Consider the following 20,229-nt stretch of genomic DNA (forward strand, 5'->3'; position numbering starts at 1 on the left):
TTATCTCACCCCTATACGTGATGCTTCTTTACGACGTAAACTGAGACATTGTCCACACACTTCGACCATTACAGGACCGCCAAATGGCATGGTACATTTTAAACAAACTTCTTGACCTTCCACGAGACCCATATCGATTAAACGTTGTTTTACTATATCATTTAATTTTGTAACATCTGATACGACAGCTGTTTTACCTTGCTGTAAATCAGTAAGATTCATGATGTAGCCCTCCTGATATGAACACTATTAATAATGATAATTATTCTCAACTAATTGTATCATATAATAGTCGAGGAAAGCTGCGATAATTTTTACAATTTTGTTTCTTTAAGCGTGTAGATGGAGTAATATACAGGCTTTGTAAGTACAGAACGGTACAAATGATTGTTGAATGAGTTTGATTTTAATTGTTTGTACTTTATTAAAACCCAAACTGGAAAAAAGATACATGCATCAGGATAGGGAAAATAAAAGTGCTAGCCACTTGTTCAGCTGCTGTAAATTGATTTTTGGTGTCATATGGGTTTTATCTTTGGGGTTAAGTTTCGCCTTACCAGTTAATAAAGCGGCATCTTGAGAAGGTGTTCCTAAATATTTTTCTTTCACTTTGGTTGCAGTTGTTTTAGGAAGCTCTGTTCCTCTAAAACTGATAACGATTTCATCTGTATCAGCGTTTTGGAGCACATAAACATGTAATCCAGTATCGGGATCTTTAATAGTTTCGAGGTTATCCCAAACTTGTGTGTAATAATCTGTTTCAATGAAAACCTTTTTTGGAATCTGTTTGTAAGATTGCCTAGAAACTGTAGAAAGTTATTTAAATAACAATTTTAAAAATATCCATACAATAAATTTTAAAAAGAATGATTATATTACTCCTATGGGCGGAATGGTGATTAGTGGTACGGTGAATAATAATGAAAAAGCAGCTTTCTCCATTAATATCGATTATGAAAATGATTTTAAAATTATTTCAAGTGCTGTAGGAAAAGAATTTCCTGAGAGAAAAGAGAGTGCAAAGAAAAGCATGCGATTATTAAATTTGTATGATGTATAAATCCTTATAGCCGTCGATAATACTATTAACGGCACTTTTTAGCTCTATATTTATAACATTATTTTTAACTTACAAAAGTAGCCCCACTTCCTCAAGGGAACCGGGGCTATTTTTATTTGTTTCACCAACCATTTCAATGATAAGCTAAAAAAATCCTTGCATAAGCTTCCTCGCGCAAGGCTATCTTTTCCAAATGTTAACTGTATCCTTTACCGAACACCTAGCCCATATAAACACTTTCGCATGTATTTGCCTGTGGTTCATAATAACAATGTAACTTGTATTGCCCTGTAAATGGTTGACCATACCATGTAGGAGGACACGGAGCATAGGGATTAAAATACCATAGCGCAAACTTGGATGGATGATCTCTCCAGTAATCTAACACTCTTTTGGCTAATCTCTTTTCTACACTTCTCGCTCTGTTATAGAAAACATTTCCTTTTTGTACAGCTTCGAAAGAGTAATTGCCTCCCTGTATTTGAAAAATCACGTCGTATATGGACCTTAAACCTTTAAAGTCTAAACAATTAGCAACTAATCGATTTACAATAACATTACCAACCATAAGCATTCCTAGCTGTCCTTCACCTTCAGCCTCTGCTCGCATCATCCTTGCCACTAAAGCCACATCACTATCTGTATATGCTACCCTTGGCATTTTTATCACCTCTAAGAGATTATATGAGGGAATTTGGTAAAGATGATTGCTGATATCATTTTTTTATATGAGTTTTGTTTGGGCTACTACCTAACTGATTGTATTCATTAGCTCATATTGGCATAGTCTCAACTCAATTCGAACAATATCAGTGGATCACGATAAATTTCAGGTTTTTCGTGCATCTTTTGTAAGGCATACATATGAATTTCGCTATTCACTCCAACCGTAAGCTTCTGGATATCAGGCTGGCAGTCCTTCTCTGCATATAAGGTAAGTTCAATTTGTAAATTCAAAAGAAGCCGGTTAATGACCATTAGCCACTCTAGATAATAGAGGTAATTGGCCTATAGTTATTCCATAAGTATCTCTGTAAATGTTTCAAATTAATCACGATCTATTTGCAGTAAATCGATCAAAAGAAAAATAGCCTGGCCTATAATCAACGGTTAACCCTTTTTGAACATATCCTGATAAGATAGCAACCCAATAAAAAGGTTTTGTTCGTATTGTCTCACCAACTGCTAGCTCAATTGCATGGTCCCAATCGTTAATATTCTCTAAATACGTCTAAGGCTATCTCTGTTACACGGGCGTAATGAGGTTTTGACCTAACAGTTTCCTTTATCGCACTAACTGCCTTTCCCTGATTGCCTTGTTCTACATACAGAGAAAACAGCTACAATAACATTGCCGATTTCAGAGCAAGTGATGATGTGCCGACTTGCCTATAAGGTTTTTCTGCATCTTCCAATAACCCTAATTCCACGAGGGCATCTGCTACATTTTTCTGTGCCCATGGATAAACTCCTCTTCTAGCGGCTGCTGCCATTTGAAAATGGCTGATTCATACCTTATTGAACAAAGGCGCAAGCGCCCGTTTAGCAACGTAGCGAATGGAACGAATCAACTAAAGATTTAGGAATCATGCCACTAAAAACAGGGGTATGCCGACGTCGGGCGGCAAGCCCGTTTTTAGTCGGCCTTCCTCTTAGCGACGAACCGATGATGACTTATCGTAGGGCGATTTCGTGAAGTCGCCTAGTTGCTGGGCGATAGAGCCGGACGTGATCTATTCAGTTATTTCGTTATCTCCAAGCACCTAATTTTATACTTTCATATTCTGTTAGAAAAACTTGGCTATTGCCAAAGTCTTTTTGAAAATAGCCATAGGTTTTCTGATGCTATAACCCTAAAAAATTTTATACATTCCAGTGCAAGAATAAACTACCCCTTAGGCGAAGTGAATCGCTGATAAGTTAGGAGGCTGTTTTTGCATTTCTTCTATGTAATACCCCAATCTATCTCTCAACCCTTTTTTCTTTTTTAGTAACTCCACAATATTCATTCCAGCAACTCCAACATCTGTTGTCTTAAAACATTAGTAACAATCTATTCCGTGCCATCACCATAACCTACCTCAACATCTGCAGAGACAGGTGTTTTCACATTTTCTGTAATTGTTTTGATAATTCCAAAATGCTTTTCAAAATCAATTAGTTCACTATCTGCATATCCAAGAGAATTACAATTCTCCAGCCGTCGTGCCAATCACTTTAAATCCCACTTTCTCTAGTGTTAAGGCAGATAGTATCCCACGCAAAAAAACGTTCTTTGACGGATACAGCTCATTGAATCCCTTAATTTTTTCATTTTATTAGTCTCGTAATAGTTGATGAACCCATTTTACCAAGCAAGCTTTTTTCTCTTCTTCTTCATTCTTGCTCTTATCATCTGTAACAAAAGAGATTTATTCCATTTTACTAAAAAAACTCATTTACTTGTGGTACGGTTCACCGTGACACTTTAAAGATAGCTAAAAGGGTTCTCAAAGTGTATTATGAAATTGTGTAGATAATTGTAATAATGAATGGAGTTTTATGGTATTTATAGGGAGTGTTCTGTATTGAATAAATATAAGAAAATTGAAAAGAAAAAGGCCATATATACCAACTCTAAGATAAGCGAGCCACAAAAAACGGAGCTTAGAAAAGAGATAACTACAATATTCAATAGGTTATCTCCGAAAGAGAAAAATGAAGTAATAGAGTTTCTCTACCCTGTACTAAGGGATAATGTATCAGAAGCATTTTCAAGTAATAACTATAAAGGAATAACAAGCGCTTTCGAAGTAATTCAGAATACGCAACGCTGGAAAAAGGAATATAAAACAAATAAAATTATCATGATTAATATGTTAGTATTCAGCTATCTATTTTTGCATATCGAGCAAGAATCTGGTAATGACGAAAATTTTTTGATAGCAAAAGAACTATTTGAAGAAATTTGTAAATATAACTTTGAAGAAATAGAGTTTAATGACGAACAATTAGAAAACGAAGTATATAATTTTAAAAGGAATAAGGCTTTTATTAGCGCGATTGAAAATAACGATATATGGACAAGTGTTACCTACGAGATCCCTTTCCCATTATATATCTCAAATAATCAATTATCCTTTCACTACAAGGGAACAAAGGTTTTAATGGAAGCAGAGATCATTTCTAATGGAAAACCAACGATAGTGGCTGAAAATGGCTTTGTGGATTTAGAAAAGGACAAATATGGCATTTTAAACAGAACTATAGTAATTCTGAAAATTAATAAATATCTATCATCTAGCAAGAATATTAATATATATACTGCTGATGGAGTAGAAAAAAGAAGCGTAGCATTGGTGATATCATTAGAATTAATCAACTTTATCATAAAGAATTATAAATCAATATCTCAGAATTATTGGATTGAAAATGTATCATTTAAAATGATACAGGCTTCTGCTCCGAAAATTTTCGCTGGGGAGACAGAGTTAAAAAATATTTTATTTTATGATGAAAACAAGTACCGTGTTTCTCCTCATATACCATACTTAAGTGATGAATTAATAAAAGAATTTCTAATTCAACTAAATAATTCCTATAATGAAAACCTTTGGAACATTTTACTCCAAGATGCTAAGAAATATTTATTAATTAATAATTTAAGAGAGGCTATTATTTCACTAAATAGTTCCTTTGAAAATTTTATGTATTCAAAAATTAAACTAATTCTAAAAAAATATATGGGAGAAGAAAAAACACAGCTATTTTTTGATGGTAAAGTTTCATATGAAGATCATGCTTCACATGAATTTATTACCGAGGAGCAATTTAATAAATTAGTAGATAGAAAAATAATAAATAATCATATACCGTCAATCTATCAATTAGTGAAAGAATATTACAAACATGTACCATCGGATAAACGTATAGTTCTGTCAAGAAGGAAGTTTAATAGTTATATAAACAAGATAAAAGAAAACCGAAATGATATTGTTCATGGTAATAAAGTTGATGAACTATCAAGTAAAAGTGTTAAAGAAGCTATTGAAGCATTTGAAGAAATAGCTCATGAGATTTTAGAAACTCATTTTTAGTGTTTTTAATAACATAAAAAAGGATGGCTAAGTATCTAAAATAGCCATCCTGAATTCTTTATAAATGATATAATCTGCATTATAAAAACCTAAATAAGAGTACCATCAAAAAATATATGATAAAAGCCCAAGATGATAATATCATCATTGGAGCATCTTTTCCTAACTCCTCGTTAACTAAACCTCTGTTTTTCTAAACAGATCTTCCTTATTTAATTATTTTGATTTTAACTGCATTTCATTTTTTATTTTTTCTAATAGATCCATATGTAATGTAAACTCTTTCTTCTTGTTTACCATCACTTGTGGTACGGTTCCCCCCGATTAATCCGAAATGCTCTATACACCTGCTCCAACAAAATGAACCGCATCATCTGATGTGGGAAGGTCATTTTCGAAAAGGACAAAGCTAAATCACTGCGGTTTTGAACGTCTGTACTAATTCCAAGTGACCCGCCAATGACAAAGGCTATTTTGCTTTTCCCATAGGTAGCGAGTTCATCCAATTTGCTGGCAAATTGTTCTGAGGTAAGCATTTTGCCGTTAATTTCTAACGTGATAACATATGTATCTGGATGAATATGGCTTAAAATGCGTTCGCCTTCTTTTTGCTTAACATCTATCATTTGGGCTTCACTTAGGTTTTCTGGGGCTTTTTCATCTGCAACTTCAATGATGTCTACTTTTGCGTACGTGTTTAAGCGTTTTAAATATTCTTGTATGCCTTGCTTTAAGTACTTTTCTTTTAATTTTCCTACGGATACAATGGTGATTTTCATTATACGTAACTTCCCTCACAAATCTCAATTTTCTTTAGTTTACCATAATCATACCCCAGTTTTAAGCCAATCTATGTTAAGTTCAGTATAAAATCTCTCTATTTTGAGTGTTATACTGCCTTAAATCAAAACAAGCTAGCACCACTCAAAGTCTCCATCTTATTTGCATAGTATAAAAACCCTCTAGCTCATAGCTCATTCACAAACCAAATCCCACTACAATATACAGAGCTAAAATAGCAACAACGCTAATGACTACAAGAATTCGTGTTGTTGTTTTAGACAGTGGCTTTACTCGCTTCCCTTTATACCATCCAGTGAATTGGAACTTATTTCGGTATAAAATAAAAATAAGGATGGCAATGCCAATGGCTTGTAGCGCTAAAAAGTACATCAAATAAGGATATTCTTCCGTTAACTGGCCAATCGGTCTGTTCGTGAATGTTTCTAAAAAGTAATTACTTATCGCCCCAAATACGAAATAAAGTACTACAAAAATGAACAGCGCGCGTACCATTTCAAGCAATCCTGTAGAAAACAAACGCATGCTAACCCCTCCGTTCCACACTTTTCTACAATTATAACAAAGATGTATTCAATCGACTAAAACATTCGGAAAACACTTTTCATTTTCAACCAATTCATGTATTATATATCTAAATGATATATATCAAATAGATAGGATGATTGGATTTGAAAACTTATAATCATACCACCTATGCGCTGCTTGGGATTTTAACCTTAGATTGTCGAACCGGTTATGAAATTAAACAACTGATCGATCAGAGCTTAAATCACTTTTGGAAAATTAGCTATGGACAAATCTACCCTAATCTAAAAAAGTTAGTTACCGATGGTTTAGCAACAGTTAAGGTCAAGTCACAGGATGGAAAACCAGATCGAAAGGAGTATTTCCTCACTACCAAGGGGAAAGAGGTTTTACAAAACTGGTTAGCTGAGCCATTGCAGCAAATTACGGATGAGCGCAACGAAGTTCTTTTAAAGCTATTTTTTAGCCGGCATCAGCCTGCGGATCAGACTCAATCGTTATTACTTCATTACAAAGAAGAATTACAGAAAAAAATAGACACCTATAAAGCGATTGAAGAAATGATAATGAACTGGAACCCTCAAAGTCCTGATGCTACATATTGGCTATATACATTGGACTACGGGAGGCGAACAACTAGAGCTGCTATTGAATGGTGCGAAGCTACGATAGAAAAAATAAAATAAACTTTATTCGCTTCGGTTTTCTTTATCCTCTATGGATGGTTACTTTTGAACAAAGGCGCAGGACCGCCCGTTTAGCAACGTAGCGACTGGAATAAATCAACTAAAGATAAAGTGAATCTTCCATCAGCGGGGGTGAAGATAACCCCGATGATGGTTAGTTGAGCGAATCCGAATCGGGGATTTAAGTGCTGTTACCTCCCACTTCGACTTGTTCCGCTCGCATCTTCCATTCTTGATGTGGGAGTCTACAACGCCTTTTTACGGGATAAAGGAACCATGCCTCTAAAACTTGGGATATGCCGACGTATCGGCTTCCCCTTAGCAACGAACCGATGATGACTTATCGTAAAGCAATTTCGTGAAGTCGCATCGTTGCTGGGCTCATGCACCGGACGTGGCTATTCCGTTATTTCGTTATTCCCAAGCACCTCATTTTATGCTTTCTTATTTTTTAGAAAAACTTGGCTTCTCGCCAAACCTTTAGTGAAAGTTGCCGTTTTTCTTATCCTATAAACTCTAAATTTTTATATTTCCTTATAGTATTAAAAAGAAAAACTTAAAAACAATTTTTCCTCTGTTCGCAGACGCTAATAGAACTATCGTACTACCACAAATGGTGTCTCATAAAACGAAAAGCTCATTGAAATAAACAAAAGAAGGGAAAGATTTTATGAAAAAACAGGTTTATTCTGGTCGCTATACCGTAGAAAATGAAGAAGATATCGTTGTGTTTTTAATTGGCATGCGGGTTAACCGCAGATTAGCTGTGCATAAATGGTTCCCGGTTTTTTCTGCCATGCCAGGAATGATTAAAGAACTTTACACACATAAAGATACGTTAGGGTTTTTATCTATGGAAAATTACTTTGGTCTTCGCACAACATTGATGGTGCAATATTGGCGGTCTACTGAAGATTTGCTTGCCTATGCAAGAGGTAAACAACATTTAGCCGCATGGAAAGTATTTAATCAAAAAGCGAGCAGTACAGATGCTGTCGGTATCTATCACGAGACTTATGTCATACCAAAGGGAAATTATGAAGCTATCTATGCAAATATGCCATTATATGGGTTGTCAAAGGCAAACAAGCATATTCCTGTCTCGCCAAAACGTACAACTGCTAAACAGCGATTGAAAAAGAATAAAGTTATCTAAACAAGTGATTTTAAGTAGTGCGGAGCTTCTTTATCCTAATTGAATGGAACATTCGACTCACAGGTTGGCTACACGTATTATCCCGCGTTTCACCTCATAGGTTAAAGGACTAGTCTTAAACCAACCTGTAATATAAAGTGAATTTCCAATCAGTGGGATTTTCTTTCAACTCCCACTGATTGTTAGTATCGTAAAAATATGATCTAATGACCCTGAACGAATCGGGCATTTAGGTGCTGTTAGCTCCCACTGAGGCTTGGTCAGTACATAATGTCAAATACCGTCTTACAGCTCCTTCCTATGCCGGATAAAATAAACAATGGATAGCAATTCCCAGCTAGAACAAATAACAGCACCATGTTAAACTAAGGAAATTAGATAACAAAGGAGAATCATTTATGGCAACTATCCTAGAAGCTTATAGCTAATTATTTATAATTCACATTCTAGGACGTACAAAATGTTTCAAAAAACAGTCATCTCTTCTGTACGTTCCTTCTAATTGGAAGGATGATCCCATGGAAAATTTAACTGGCAAGATTGCTATAGTAACTGGAGTTAGCTATTCGAAAGCAATTGGCGCTGCAACATGTTTGTCTCTTGCAAAAGCAGGAGCTGACATCTTTTTCACACACTGGTCTCCATTTGATGAGACTGAAGGAAGATTAGAAAGAGATTTCCCAAATAAGCTTTGTGAAAAGATAAACAGCTTTAGAGTACGTTCTGATCACATACAGTTAGACTTAAGTATAGAAGAATCACCAAATACGTTGCTAAATGCGGTTCAGGAAAGCCTAGGAACTGCAAATATTTTAGTCAATAACGCAACCTACGAAGCTCCAACGAATTTCCGTACGTTAACTTCAGAGATTCTAGATAAACATTATCAAGTGAATAATCGCGGCACCCTTATTATCGGTTGAATTTGCTAAAAGATATGAGCAGCAATTTCCGAACAAAAAAGATGGGCGGATTATCAATCTCATCTCTAAAGGGCCAGACCCAAATAATATAGCTTATATTGCTACAAAGGGGATGACCATTGCTGCTACAGAGCCGTTATCCGTTGCCCTAGCTCCCATCGGCATAACAGTTAATTCTATTGATCCAGGTCCAACGGATACAGGGTGGATGAATGAAGAAATAAAAAGTAACTTATTACCTTTATTTCCATCTGGTCGTCTCGGCCGTCCTGAAGATGCCGCCAAACTGATTACCTTTCTAGCAAGTGATGATTCGTATTGGATAACGGGGCAAACCATTCGCTCGGAAGGCGGATTTCTAGGGAAATAACGATCACATAAAAAAAGGCTGTTGCACCATGCGTTTCTGATTGTGCAACAGCCCCTTTTTCTATGGTTTTACAACACTATCATCATATAACATCACGATCTTTTATCGCTTTCAGCAATGCTTCATAAAATCTCATATGACTGGTTTCAAAATACTTAGCATTGTAAATTTGCATTTTGTAAGGATTAAGCCTGTAAAATAATATAGGGAAAATTTCTAAGGTTGGAGTAGTTTATGGTAGTAAAATGAGACAGGTCTTTTTTTAATGAAAACTATAACCAATGAGCATATGCGCAATTTATAGTTTATTTTTTTAGCTTGCTTGGTAGATTGTTATTGGTTTAGGTTCATATGCTGATACTGTTTGAGAAACATCATTTGAAAAAAATTCCGCCAATGAGAAGTGCAACATATGTAAATGATTATCGCATTCAAAGGATCAAACATTTAAAGTGGGTTTGAACGGTTGACTTTAAGACTAGGCATTTTTATAGTAAAATGCTTGGTTTCTTTGATCTTATCCCGCCATTTTAATTACTCAAATGTATTTCTGGAGGGAATGAATAACCTAACGAAAATCATGATAAAGGAATGCCTTTGGATTTAGGAACTTCCTAAAGGCAAGATGCTTCTTTTACATAAGTATAAAAATATGAAAGTCATGTTGGGTAGGATGAGATCCTACCTCACTCCACCCCAACTTTTGACATAGGACCATTTATAGTACTGCATAGATCCTCTATGCTTGTCCGTATCTTCTAAATAAGAGGCTAACAGCTTAGAATAAAACACTGCATATTGGTAGTTTTTCCTTTGTTTTAAATACGGAATAAATTCCTCTACTAGTATAGATACAAAATCCTTTAGTTCTCCATTTAATAAGTATGTATACACTTGGGTAGTGTATCTATAAAAACTGTAATATTCTTTTTCTTTAGATAGTCTAAGAGCATCCCACGCGAGGGTTAAATATTCCTTTGCTTTTGAGTTCTCATTATTCTGGTAAAAACTATGTATTAAGTGAGTAATAGCATCTAATCTAAGTTCATCATCTAAGTCTGTAGTTTTTAAGGCAAGCGCATAATTTTCGATAGATTTTTTTGAATTCCCTGTTGTAAAATAAAACAGCCCTAAATTAAGATAGGCTAACTGAATAACTTGTTCTTCGTTATTTAACTTACCTAGATACATTGCCTGATTATAATTTTCTAACGCAAGATCATACATTTTTATTCGTTGATAAGCAATCCCTAGCATGATATGACATTGAGCGCAACGTATGAAGTTATAATTTCGCTGAAACACAGCCATTGCTTTTTCTGCATAATTTATAGTTTCTAATCCATTTAGTAAATGACTATGTTGAATGGAAATGGCATAATACAAATCAGCAATCTCTTCTTCTTCAATTTCCGCTGAACGATGCACTTTCTCGGCTTTTTTATAACAGTGTAAAGATTGCTGATGCTCTTCCTTAAAGGAGTAGTAATTACCTTGAAATTTATTCCAGTAATATTTATGTGGGGGGTTAAAAGAGTCTGCCATCTCGTGGAGCTCATTCATTTTATGTAAGGCTTTTTGAAAATCGCGTAAAATAATATAGTAACGAATTTTATGAATCTCAAACATTATGGTTTGGTTGTTAATACTTCTATCCATTACCTTTTGCAATTCTTTATATCTCGTCATAATTTCCTGTTTATCAAAATGATCATATAACATGTCATACCATTTCTTACACTGTTCTTCAATTTGTAAATCAGAAATATTTGTAAGTTCGATTCCTAGTCGATTACATAATGCCTGAATAATCTCTGGGTTTGCTCTTGCTTTTTGATTTTCTATCTTTGATAAATAGGATAAAGAAACAATGCCTTCTGATAGTTCCTCTTGTGTCAAATTTCGCTTTGTTCGGTGTAACTTTATAGTATAGCCAATATCCCTCAAACCCTATTCACCCCTTTAACACATTATATTATGTAATATTATACCACAAGTCGAAACAGTTATTGTTTGGGAAAAAATATGATTTATCTAATAATTTCCACCGAAAATAATGTTACTATACATTATATTTTCTTTAAACAGGAAAATTGCGCACATGGTCTTATCTAATAGAAGTGACTGTCGGATCTTTACAAGCATTCTCTTTTGCATTAAAACAACACATTTTCTCGGGGGATAGATAGTCACTTTTCTTTTATTACCATAAATGAAATAACTAACATTAAAATGAACAACCTATTATAGACGCCCCTCCCACAACTCTTACAGCTTATCTCTTTCTTCCATTATCGTATTATGAAACACCTCTCAGAAAAACTGGGTTGTCGATGCGTTTTTATACAAAAGCTATCATTTTTCTTATCTTATAAAACCGAAAATTTTTTATAGGGCAAGAAAACTTGAATAGGAGCTCGCTTCCTCACGCTCCTTATATCTCTTTTACCAGACAGTTATAAAAACCCTTCTTAGCAAAAGTACGGCTATCGCCATAAAGACTTGTGATAGCCGTACTTTTGCTTATTCTATAAACCCATAAAATTTTATGCTTTCCTATCGTGAAAATAAAACTTTGACTTCTTGTTCAAAATCATGTACATTACTAATAGACGAACGTTAAATATACTCGAATAATTTTTATTCGGATTTAGAGGTGTTAAGCATGGATAATGTATTTGATTATGAAGATATTCAATTAATTCCCGCAAAATGTATTGTACGCAGCCGTTCTGAATGTGATACGAGTGTCACATTGGGCAAGCATACATTTAAATTACCTGTCGTTCCTGCGAATATGAAAACGATTATTGATGAGAAAATTGCATTAATGTTAGCCGAAAATGGCTATTTCTATATCATGCACCGTTTTGAACCAGAAAAACGTGCGGAGTTCATAAAAGATATGCACGCACGTGGCCTAATTGCTTCCATTAGTGTTGGTGTGAAGGATGAGGAATATGATTTTGTAAAGCAGTTAGCCGCTGATAAATTAATTCCAGAATATATTACGATCGATATTGCGCATGGACATTCAGAGTCCGTCATTAAAATGATTAAGCATATTAAAAAACATTTAGCTGAAAGCTTCTTGATTGCTGGAAATGTTGGTACACCAGAAGCTGTCCGTGAATTGGAAAACGCTGGTGCTGATGCAACAAAAGTTGGTATTGGACCAGGGAAGGTTTGTATTACAAAAATTAAAACAGGCTTTGGAACTGGTGGCTGGCAATTAGCTGCACTTCGTTGGTGTTCAAGAGCTGCAAGCAAGCCAATTATTGCTGATGGTGGTATTCGTACGCATGGCGATATTGCTAAATCTATCCGTTTCGGTGCAACAATGGTGATGATTGGTTCCCTTTTCGCTGGGCACGAAGAATCTCCAGGTGAAACGATTGAAAAAGACGGAAAGATTTTAAAAGAGTATTTCGGTTCTGCGTCTGAGTTTCAAAAAGGAGAAAGAAAAAACGTGGAAGGTAAAAAGATGCTTGTCGAGCATAAAGGCTCCTTGAAAGATACACTTCAAGAAATGGAGCAAGACTTGCAATCATCTATTTCCTACGCGGGCGGTAAAAAGCTAGAAGCAATCCGCACCGTTGACTATGTAGTAGTGAAAAACTCCATCTTCAATGGCGATAAGATTGTTTATTAAACAAGCGATTAAATATATGATTTAACAATTATTTTATTCGTTACATCTGTAAAAAAATGCGGTTATTACCTTGATATAGTTTCAAGTAGCTTTTCGAATCAGATAATATTTGTTGCGGATCTCATTCATTATATACAAATAATAATTGATACCGTTATAGTATGACCTGTAAACAGAATCGAACTTTGACTTACAGTTAGGTTCTCCGTGCCAATCTGGGGTTTACCTCGTAGAATGGGGCGGGCAGGTCTTGCTGCCAGTTTACTGCTCGATGATCTTTATCCAATGCCTTAGCAATGAGTAACCATTGCTAAGGCTTTTTATTGTGCTATTCTTTTCACTAGTGCCCTATGATCTATAATGGTTAAGGGATCTTCTATACCCTCTCACTTATTGAAGTTTCATTTTATAGGTACCCTTTTTTCGTCTCTTAGTGAAAACTTCTATTTGGCACAACGCTGATCCTAGTTATTATATCCTTTCTCTCTATTCTATGTGCTGGCAAATCGTAATCCTCCCGGAAACACATTCTTACACAGGAAAGGGGCACTCTGTTCCAAGCAATGAAGAAACAAGCCAACCAAAGAAATTTGATGTATCACATTTAATGCACTTTTGGAACAACATCTTATAAGTAAAAAACATATTAGCACAATGGCGATTTAAGATGCGCTTCCAAATAATGTTTATATAGAAAGCTTAAATTAATGGTGTTATAATAATGACATATATATCAAGAATAACTTTCTATTGTTATGTTTAAGAGGGTAAGGAATAAAACATGTCAAATTTAGCAAGCTTCATAACTCACTACGGCTACATTGGAATTTTTATCATTCTTGTGTTAGGAATTATCGGGCTACCTTTACCTGATGAAGTATTACTTACATATGTTGGATATAATGTCTTTTTGGGTCATATGTCACTAAATCTATCTATTTTGGTTGCTATATTAGGGTCTATGATTGGAATTTCAATCAGTTACCTTCTCGGGCAAAAGCTAGGTATTCCATTTATTAAACGATTTGGTCCGAAGTTGCATATAAAAGAAAAAAATCTCCGTTGGGCACAAAAGAGCTTTAATAAATACGGTGGAATATTTCTTATATGTGGTTACTTCATTCCAGGCATTAGGCATATTGCTGCCTACATAGCTGGTATATGCAATTATCATTATTTGCGCTTCGCTGCCTTTGCTTATATAGGATCAATTATTTGGGCATCTACTTTTATAATCCTAGGAATTATTTTAGGTAACCATTGGGAGTATATTGAAAAAATTTCCTCCCATGCTTCAAAGATTATATGGCTATTCATTTTAGGCATCTTTTTCTTTGTATTATGGAAGAAATATCGAAATAAATTTAAGTAAATAACGAATCGGAAATAGCTCCAAGTTTTTTTCCAAATTGAATGTCCTGATTCGTAGTTATATCTGTCGAAAATTGAAAGTCTGCTTTTTCTATAAATAATACGACAGTGGAGCCGAAAGAAAAATAACCGAGCTCTTCTCCACTGTTAATATGTTCCGAACGACAGGTAAGATGAATGCTGTTAACATTTAAAGCCCCTACTTTAACGACCGCAATTTTCCCTAGCTCACTTTGGATTTCAGTAATTCGGCGATAATTTGTAGATAAGGGGCTATTGCCGTATTTAAAACCAATCGAATTGACAGGATAAGATTTACTGCCCAACACCCAACTTCCGTTTATTTTACCATTTACCGGGCTGTGTATTCGATGGTAATGCCGCGGCGATAAATACAATATAATGTATTTTCCATTTCGGTATATATCCGCTTTTTCCTTACTGCCTAGCATTTCTTCTAATATAATTTGCTTATTTTTTATTTTGTAATCTTCAACATCTCTGACAGATCCAAAATCACTTATTACACCGTCTACTGGGCTAACTATACTATTTTTGTGTGGATATACAGATCTACAATCCGGTTTTAGCTTTCTAATAAATAATTGATGCAAGCTTTGATAATCTGAGAGTGGCTTTTTCATTTCTTCCTGATTAATGCTATACACCTTAGCAAAAACAGGAACCAGCATTCGACTCCATTTTGAATTTGTAAAACGGATTAATAATTGAGATATAAAGCGATTTCCGGTTAGTTCGACCAAAAATTTCAAACATGATTTTAACAATACATTCACTCTCCTATACACGAAAAAAACGTAACTATACTATATCAAATAAAATGGTAGATCTACCACATGTATTCGTTCAGCTACTTCGTTACATATTTTATACTTACTCACGGATAAAATAAAGTGATATTTTGTTTTATGACTAATGCCAAAATAAAATACTATGAAGCGGCGTTCAATAATGCAATAAATGTCTTATGCAAAAGTTAATCTAATCATTCGTAGTGAGTGGTCTCTATCTCAACGGGATTTGCCCGAACTAGAAGGGAAAGTGCTTATTCCACATCGAGGATTGCCCTTATTTATTTGCTACTATGAGTTATGTATTGAAATCTATAGCCTATGGTATCACTCTACAGAACAAGTAAGCATCACCGTTTGCTTTTAGCCATCGTAAACGCGACGCTCAGAAATTTTATTTCAAAAGTGAAGAAGTGATCTATGACAACACACCACTAATTCAAAAAACAACTATAACGCATATACTAAAATTTAGTATAATGGTTTAATAGATATATACTACTAAAGATGAACCCATCAGGAGGATATAATGACTTTTATAAAACAAATACCGAACCTATTTACATTAGGAAACTTGTATTGTGGTTTCCTATCTATTAGTTATGCTGGATCAAGTCAATATAAAAATGCAGCTATTCTAATTCTCATTGGTATGATGTTAGACAGTATGGATGGTCGACTTGCCAGAATGTTGCATGTGGAAAGCCCCTTAGGAAAGGAATTGGACTCTTTAGCTGATATTGTTACTTTTGGCGTAGCACCGAGCTTATTAATATACTATACTTTATTTTTAAACAGTGGCTGGATCGGTTTAGCCATATGTGGACTATTTCCACTGTTTGGAGCTTACAGATTAGCGAGATTTAATATTTGCTCTAAAGAAGATTCAATGGAGCATTTTATCGGCGTACCAATTACTGCTGCAGGAGGAATTTTAGCTATATTGACTCTGTTTAGTGGCTTTATTCCTAGTATTGTGACAATCGTGATTTTTACTGCGCTTTGCTATTTAATGGTAAGTTCCATAAAAATACCGAGTTTTAAAAAGGTACCGTTACCGCGTTACGGTACTATTGTAACTATATTCTTAGGAGCGCTTCTTACTATTATTAATTTGGAATCTTATAAGAAATTTCCAACCTTTCTATATGTTGCTACACCGCTTTATCTTATTTATGTTACCTATCGCTTTATTAAAATAAGAGAGAGCAGGTAATCTATTGTTCAGGAATTTTTTAGTAACAAAGGCGCAAGCGCCCGTTTAGCAACGTAGCGAATGGAACGAATCAACTGAGATAAAGGAATCACGGTGAGGCGACGAACCGATGATGACTTATCGTAGGGCGCATTTCTAAAGTCGCATCGTTGCTGGGCTCATGCGCTGGACGTGACTATTCGGTTATTTCATTATCCATAAGCACCTAAGTTTATACTTTCTTATTCTTTAAGAAAAGGATTTTCAAAACATGTTGTATACATTAGAATTTAGGGCCTTGCTGTTTGTTATGGGAAAAAGGTAGTTTAGAAGATTATACAGAAGCGGGAACGATAGTATGACAAGCATGTGCCAATATATCCCTTACTACTGACGTCTTAGCTCGTGAAGCAGACCAGCCTGAGGGACCGTGTCAATCGACTGCGTATCTATCTTTTGCATGTCCTACCAACGCTAAATAACGAGGAGCCAGAATTTAATTGCTAAAAAGTAACCGAATAGAAACGTTTATTACAGGTAAAATAATTTTCTATTAGCGAGGGGTGCTCTTTCCTCCCCTACTATTGTTAGTGTGAACAGAATCGGACATTGGACTCACTATTGGGTACCACGTTCTTTCTTATTTCAACTCGTTGGAGAGAAGGACTGAACTTACTGCTGGTTAGATGTGCGGGATCATAACTAGTTTATTTTTCAAACACATCGATAGAACTTTCTGCAAACTTCTTATATAATGGGGAAAATACTGAATAAGGAGGGTTCCTAGTGCCCATTACGATTCCTAGGCAATTGCCAGCACACGGCATTTTAGAAAAAGAAAATGTCTTTATTATGGATACCGTTCGAGCCACCACCCAAGATATTCGACCATTAAACATTGTGATCGTGAATTTAATGCCCGAAAAAGAACGTACAGAAACCCAACTGTTGCGGCTATTAGGAAATTCCCCCTTGCAGGTGCTAGTAACATTCCTGCGTACAGCAACACACGATTCGAAAACAGTGAGTAAATCACATCTCAATCAGTTTTACCAAACGTTTCACGCTATTAAACATAAACGGTTTGATGGAATGATTATTACCGGCGCTCCTGTGGAATTAATGTCATTTGAAGAAGTAAATTATTGGGAAGAACTGAAACTGATTATGGAGTGGTCAAAAACGCATGTTACATCCGTTATGCATATTTGCTGGGCAGCTCAAGCCGCGTTGTATCATCACTACGGCATTGGAAAATTTACGCTCCCTACCAAATGCACAGGCGTTTTCCCTCATTCCGTGTCCCATTCTACGGTAGAACTCATCCGTGGATTTGATGATGAATTTTTAGCACCGCATTCTCGTTACACAGGAACCTCACTTGCAGCCATTCAAGCAGATGACCGTTTAATGGTGCTTGCGGCAACAAATAACGACGACCCATTTATCGTCATATCAAAGGACGAAAAACATATTATGATCACTGGGCACTTTGAATATGATCATGACACGCTTGCTAAAGAATACCAGCGGGATAAGAAAAAAGGATTGGATCCAGTCATACCGAAAAATTATTTCGCGAATGATGACACGAAGAAAACGCCGCTTAATCGTTGGCGCTCTCATGCACATCTCTTATTTTCGAACTGGTTAAACTACTATGTATATCAAGAAACCCCGTATGAATGGAAGTAAATCCAATCATTATAAAGTGAAACTTCAATCAGTGGGGGGCATTCATCCCCTACAGCTTGTTAGTAGCCTAGGAGTATGATCTACGAAACAGGGCATTTTGCTGTTATCTCCCACTTAGACTTGTTTGCAGAAGATGATCCTACTCCTATGAAGTGAGAGTCTTATAGCACCTTATATACGAGGTAAATTTCTTATTATCCCACACGAATTGTTATTACCATAGGAAGAAAGTCTAAAGACATTTGAATAGAATGGACATTTGACTGGTAGTTAAACCCACGTTTTTTGCCGGGCTTAGCTCGTAGCAGGGTAGGTGCTACTGCTAGTGTACATGCGAGGGAAACAAAAACCGCGCAAGCCGAACAGAAAGTTACTGTACAGCTTGCGCTTTTCAAGTACCATATTTTTACAGAGATAGTCCGCATGCTTCTACATGTATGCTAATATCCATAATATGAAGAATAAGGTGGATAGCCCGGATAAAATGGAGGGGCGAATGCATTAACTAGGGTTCCGGCCAACAAACCGCCTGCTAATCCCCCAACAAATGGACCTACACCAAATCCCGGGAAAAATCCTGGACCTGCAAAACCATATCCTGGCCCGAAAAATGGCCTCGGTCCAAAAAAGGGTCTTGGACCGAAGAAGGGTCTTCCAAAACCAATTGGGCGCCGCAACCATTCCTGGTCATCATATTGTGGATCGATTGCATACGTTGTAGGATACGCTTGGTATTCTGGAAATTCATGCTCTTGTTCGTTACTTGTTTGAGTGGGTACATCCCATTCGTAGCTCATTTGTAATTCCCTCATTTCAAAAGTTTTTGCTCTACGTTAGGATATGAAAGGAACTGGGTGTTTGTGCTAGGAATGGATAGCTTTTTGTAATTAGATAAGCAGAGGCAGACAAACGTTCCTTGTAACAAATATGAGGAATAACGTTATTCTAGTACAATTGGTATTACGTAATTAAATATGACATTATGTAAAAAATGGCGCGCAGCGGCTTTTTACTATACTTGTATGTTTATTATGGTCGGTTTTAATGACACACCTTTGCTATTCCTTTTTGATTACGCCACACTATTGTAATAAATGATGGAGCATTCGTTCTTTGTTTTCAAAAAACTGCTCCATAACCTTGTAATGGCTCGTTTGCTCCAATACCGTTTCCTGCATCCCCTCTTCGGTCAGTTCCAGAATATAAGCATTAGGATAAGCCATAAGTATCGGCGAGTGTGTAGAAATAACGAATTGTGAGCCTTCCTCTACAAGATCGTGAATACGTCGCAGCATGGACAGCTGCCGTAACGGTGACAAAGCAGATTCAGGCTCATCTAATATGTACAACCCATGCCCTTGAAAGCGGTGCATAAAGGCTGCAAAGAACGCTTCTCCGTGAGACTGCTTATGTAGCGACGTTCCTCCATAAGAATCAATAATTTTACGTCCAATGGAACCAGCAGCATCCAATTCCTCGATGTTGGTAGCCACATTATAGAAAGATTCTGCACGAAAGAAAAAGTGATCCTTGGGTTGATTCGTCCCCCTCGCAATCCGTACATATTGATCTAATGGCGAATGGGAATCATAGCTGGAAAAATTAAAATTCCTCGTTCCGCCTTCTGGGTTGAATCCTAAACCAATAGCAATCGCTTCCAATAACGTAGATTTCCCCATTCCGTTTTCCCCGATTATATAAGTCACATTCGGATGAAAGGCAATTCCAGTAAAGTTCTTCATAATCGGTAAATCAAACGGAAAATGATCGGCAGCTGGCAAGCGATCTTCTTTTAAATAAACCGTTTTTAAAAACGCTGTATCCGACGTTAATTTTGTCACCAAGCTCACCTCAAAAAGGATAGTTGTTCTTATTTTAGCATGTAACCGTTTATTCGAATAGGT

Annotated in this window: 18 protein-coding genes and 2 pseudogenes; 9 read left to right on the forward strand and 11 right to left on the reverse strand. The window is 35.9% G+C overall.

The window, feature by feature from the left end; translation table 11 throughout:
• Window positions 1-222 carry a FeoA family protein gene (locus tag KBP50_RS21550; protein WP_050350654.1) on the reverse strand — a complete coding sequence of 74 codons (222 nt, stop codon included), beginning with the start codon at window positions 220-222 and terminating at the stop codon, window positions 1-3.
• A gap of 234 nt (window positions 223-456) precedes the next feature.
• Complete coding sequence (locus tag KBP50_RS21555; RefSeq protein ID WP_050350653.1) at window positions 457-687, reverse strand: hypothetical protein; 231 nt, start codon at window positions 685-687, stop codon at window positions 457-459.
• Between the two features lie 130 nt (window positions 688-817).
• On the opposite strand from KBP50_RS21555, the pseudogene KBP50_RS21560 reads away from it, so the two are divergent.
• Window positions 818-1,060: pseudogene (locus tag KBP50_RS21560) on the forward strand (DUF1433 domain-containing protein); the annotation flags it as partial.
• Between the two features lie 220 nt (window positions 1,061-1,280).
• On the opposite strand, the gene KBP50_RS21565 reads toward KBP50_RS21560, so the two are convergent.
• From KBP50_RS21565 to KBP50_RS21575, 3 genes are all read right to left on the reverse strand, one after another.
• The gene (locus KBP50_RS21565; protein ID WP_050350652.1) at window positions 1,281-1,721 is read right to left on the reverse strand and encodes a cell wall hydrolase; all 441 of its coding nucleotides are present in this window, start codon (window positions 1,719-1,721) and stop codon (window positions 1,281-1,283) included.
• Between the two features lie 679 nt (window positions 1,722-2,400).
• Window positions 2,401-2,553, reverse strand: coding sequence for a hypothetical protein (locus KBP50_RS21570; RefSeq protein WP_156875314.1), 153 nt, complete (start codon window positions 2,551-2,553; stop codon window positions 2,401-2,403).
• Window positions 2,554-3,113: 560 nt separating this feature from the next.
• Window positions 3,114-3,272 carry an isocitrate lyase/phosphoenolpyruvate mutase family protein gene (locus tag KBP50_RS21575; protein ID WP_082240876.1) on the reverse strand — a complete coding sequence of 53 codons (159 nt, stop codon included), beginning with the start codon at window positions 3,270-3,272 and terminating at the stop codon, window positions 3,114-3,116.
• Between the two features lie 355 nt (window positions 3,273-3,627).
• Between KBP50_RS21575 and KBP50_RS21580 the strand changes: the two genes are divergently transcribed.
• A complete protein-coding gene (locus KBP50_RS21580) occupies window positions 3,628-5,136 on the forward strand; it encodes a hypothetical protein (protein ID WP_050350650.1) in 1,509 nt (502 codons plus the stop codon).
• A 299-nt stretch (window positions 5,137-5,435) separates the two neighbouring features.
• Here KBP50_RS21580 and rlmH read toward each other — a convergent pair whose 3' ends face one another.
• Both rlmH and KBP50_RS21590 read right to left on the reverse strand, forming a co-directional pair.
• Window positions 5,436-5,915 carry a 23S rRNA (pseudouridine(1915)-N(3))-methyltransferase RlmH gene (gene rlmH / locus KBP50_RS21585; protein ID WP_050350649.1) on the reverse strand — a complete coding sequence of 160 codons (480 nt, stop codon included), beginning with the start codon at window positions 5,913-5,915 and terminating at the stop codon, window positions 5,436-5,438.
• A 199-nt stretch (window positions 5,916-6,114) separates the two neighbouring features.
• Window positions 6,115-6,462, reverse strand: coding sequence for a hypothetical protein (locus KBP50_RS21590; RefSeq protein ID WP_050350648.1), 348 nt, complete (start codon window positions 6,460-6,462; stop codon window positions 6,115-6,117).
• Between the two features lie 146 nt (window positions 6,463-6,608).
• Here KBP50_RS21590 and KBP50_RS21595 point away from each other — a divergent pair, with 146 nt between their 5' ends.
• The 3 genes and pseudogenes from KBP50_RS21595 (at window position 6,609) to KBP50_RS21605 (ending at window position 9,600) form a co-directional block, all read left to right on the forward strand.
• Complete coding sequence (locus KBP50_RS21595; RefSeq protein WP_050350647.1) at window positions 6,609-7,151, forward strand: PadR family transcriptional regulator; 543 nt, start codon at window positions 6,609-6,611, stop codon at window positions 7,149-7,151.
• 670 nt (window positions 7,152-7,821) lie between these two features.
• Entirely contained in the window at window positions 7,822-8,307 is a 486-nt protein-coding gene (locus KBP50_RS21600; RefSeq protein ID WP_050350646.1) for a DUF4188 domain-containing protein, read from the forward strand.
• 518 nt (window positions 8,308-8,825) lie between these two features.
• A pseudogene (locus tag KBP50_RS21605) lies at window positions 8,826-9,600 on the forward strand (SDR family oxidoreductase).
• Window positions 9,601-10,281: 681 nt separating this feature from the next.
• On the opposite strand, the gene KBP50_RS21610 reads toward KBP50_RS21605, so the two are convergent.
• Window positions 10,282-11,547 (reverse strand): helix-turn-helix domain-containing protein, encoded by a 1,266-nt coding sequence (locus KBP50_RS21610; protein ID WP_050350645.1) that lies wholly within the window; start codon window positions 11,545-11,547, stop codon window positions 10,282-10,284.
• 718 nt (window positions 11,548-12,265) lie between these two features.
• On the opposite strand from KBP50_RS21610, the gene guaC reads away from it, so the two are divergent.
• Both guaC and KBP50_RS21620 read left to right on the forward strand, forming a co-directional pair.
• Window positions 12,266-13,252 carry a GMP reductase gene (gene guaC / locus KBP50_RS21615; RefSeq protein WP_050350644.1) on the forward strand — a complete coding sequence of 329 codons (987 nt, stop codon included), beginning with the start codon at window positions 12,266-12,268 and terminating at the stop codon, window positions 13,250-13,252.
• A 781-nt stretch (window positions 13,253-14,033) separates the two neighbouring features.
• Entirely contained in the window at window positions 14,034-14,624 is a 591-nt protein-coding gene (locus tag KBP50_RS21620) for a DedA family protein (protein WP_050350643.1), read from the forward strand.
• Here the strand turns inward: KBP50_RS21620 and KBP50_RS21625 are convergent.
• Window positions 14,617-15,432, reverse strand: a complete 816-nt coding sequence (locus KBP50_RS21625; RefSeq protein ID WP_342355596.1) for a phosphatidylserine decarboxylase — start codon at window positions 15,430-15,432, stop codon at window positions 14,617-14,619. The two genes, KBP50_RS21620 and KBP50_RS21625, sit on opposite strands and share 8 nt — an antisense overlap.
• A gap of 532 nt (window positions 15,433-15,964) precedes the next feature.
• On the opposite strand from KBP50_RS21625, the gene pssA reads away from it, so the two are divergent.
• Window positions 15,965-16,651, forward strand: coding sequence for a CDP-diacylglycerol--serine O-phosphatidyltransferase (gene pssA / locus KBP50_RS21630; RefSeq protein ID WP_050350641.1), 687 nt, complete (start codon window positions 15,965-15,967; stop codon window positions 16,649-16,651).
• A gap of 765 nt (window positions 16,652-17,416) precedes the next feature.
• Window positions 17,417-18,325, forward strand: coding sequence for a homoserine O-acetyltransferase MetA (gene metA, locus KBP50_RS21635; RefSeq protein WP_050350640.1), 909 nt, complete (start codon window positions 17,417-17,419; stop codon window positions 18,323-18,325).
• A 440-nt stretch (window positions 18,326-18,765) separates the two neighbouring features.
• Here metA and KBP50_RS22855 read toward each other — a convergent pair whose 3' ends face one another.
• On the reverse strand, window positions 18,766-19,122 hold the full coding sequence (locus KBP50_RS22855) for a hypothetical protein (protein WP_373314178.1): 357 nt from the start codon (window positions 19,120-19,122) through the stop codon (window positions 18,766-18,768).
• A gap of 285 nt (window positions 19,123-19,407) precedes the next feature.
• Window positions 19,408-20,166, reverse strand: a complete 759-nt coding sequence (locus KBP50_RS21645; RefSeq protein ID WP_050350639.1) for an AAA family ATPase — start codon at window positions 20,164-20,166, stop codon at window positions 19,408-19,410.
• Window positions 20,167-20,229 lie beyond the last annotated feature (63 nt).

Source organism: Virgibacillus pantothenticus (assembly GCF_018075365.1).
Lineage (GTDB): Bacteria > Bacillota > Bacilli > Bacillales > Amphibacillaceae > Virgibacillus > Virgibacillus pantothenticus.

Coding starts and splice junctions, on each gene's coding strand:
- KBP50_RS21550 (WP_050350654.1), bottom strand. CDS start 222: ATGAATCTTACTGATTTACAGCAAGGTAAAACAGCTGTCGTATCAGAT.
- KBP50_RS21565 (WP_050350652.1), bottom strand. CDS start 1,721: ATGCCAAGGGTAGCATATACAGATAGTGATGTGGCTTTAGTGGCAAGG.
- KBP50_RS21570 (WP_156875314.1), bottom strand. CDS start 2,553: ATGGCAGCAGCCGCTAGAAGAGGAGTTTATCCATGGGCACAGAAAAAT.
- rlmH (WP_050350649.1), bottom strand. CDS start 5,915: ATGAAAATCACCATTGTATCCGTAGGAAAATTAAAAGAAAAGTACTTA.
- KBP50_RS21590 (WP_050350648.1), bottom strand. CDS start 6,462: ATGCGTTTGTTTTCTACAGGATTGCTTGAAATGGTACGCGCGCTGTTC.
- KBP50_RS21600 (WP_050350646.1), top strand. CDS start 7,822: ATGAAAAAACAGGTTTATTCTGGTCGCTATACCGTAGAAAATGAAGAA.
- guaC (WP_050350644.1), top strand. CDS start 12,266: ATGGATAATGTATTTGATTATGAAGATATTCAATTAATTCCCGCAAAA.
- KBP50_RS21620 (WP_050350643.1), top strand. CDS start 14,034: ATGTCAAATTTAGCAAGCTTCATAACTCACTACGGCTACATTGGAATT.
- pssA (WP_050350641.1), top strand. CDS start 15,965: ATGACTTTTATAAAACAAATACCGAACCTATTTACATTAGGAAACTTG.
- KBP50_RS22855 (WP_373314178.1), bottom strand. CDS start 19,122: ATGAGCTACGAATGGGATGTACCCACTCAAACAAGTAACGAACAAGAG.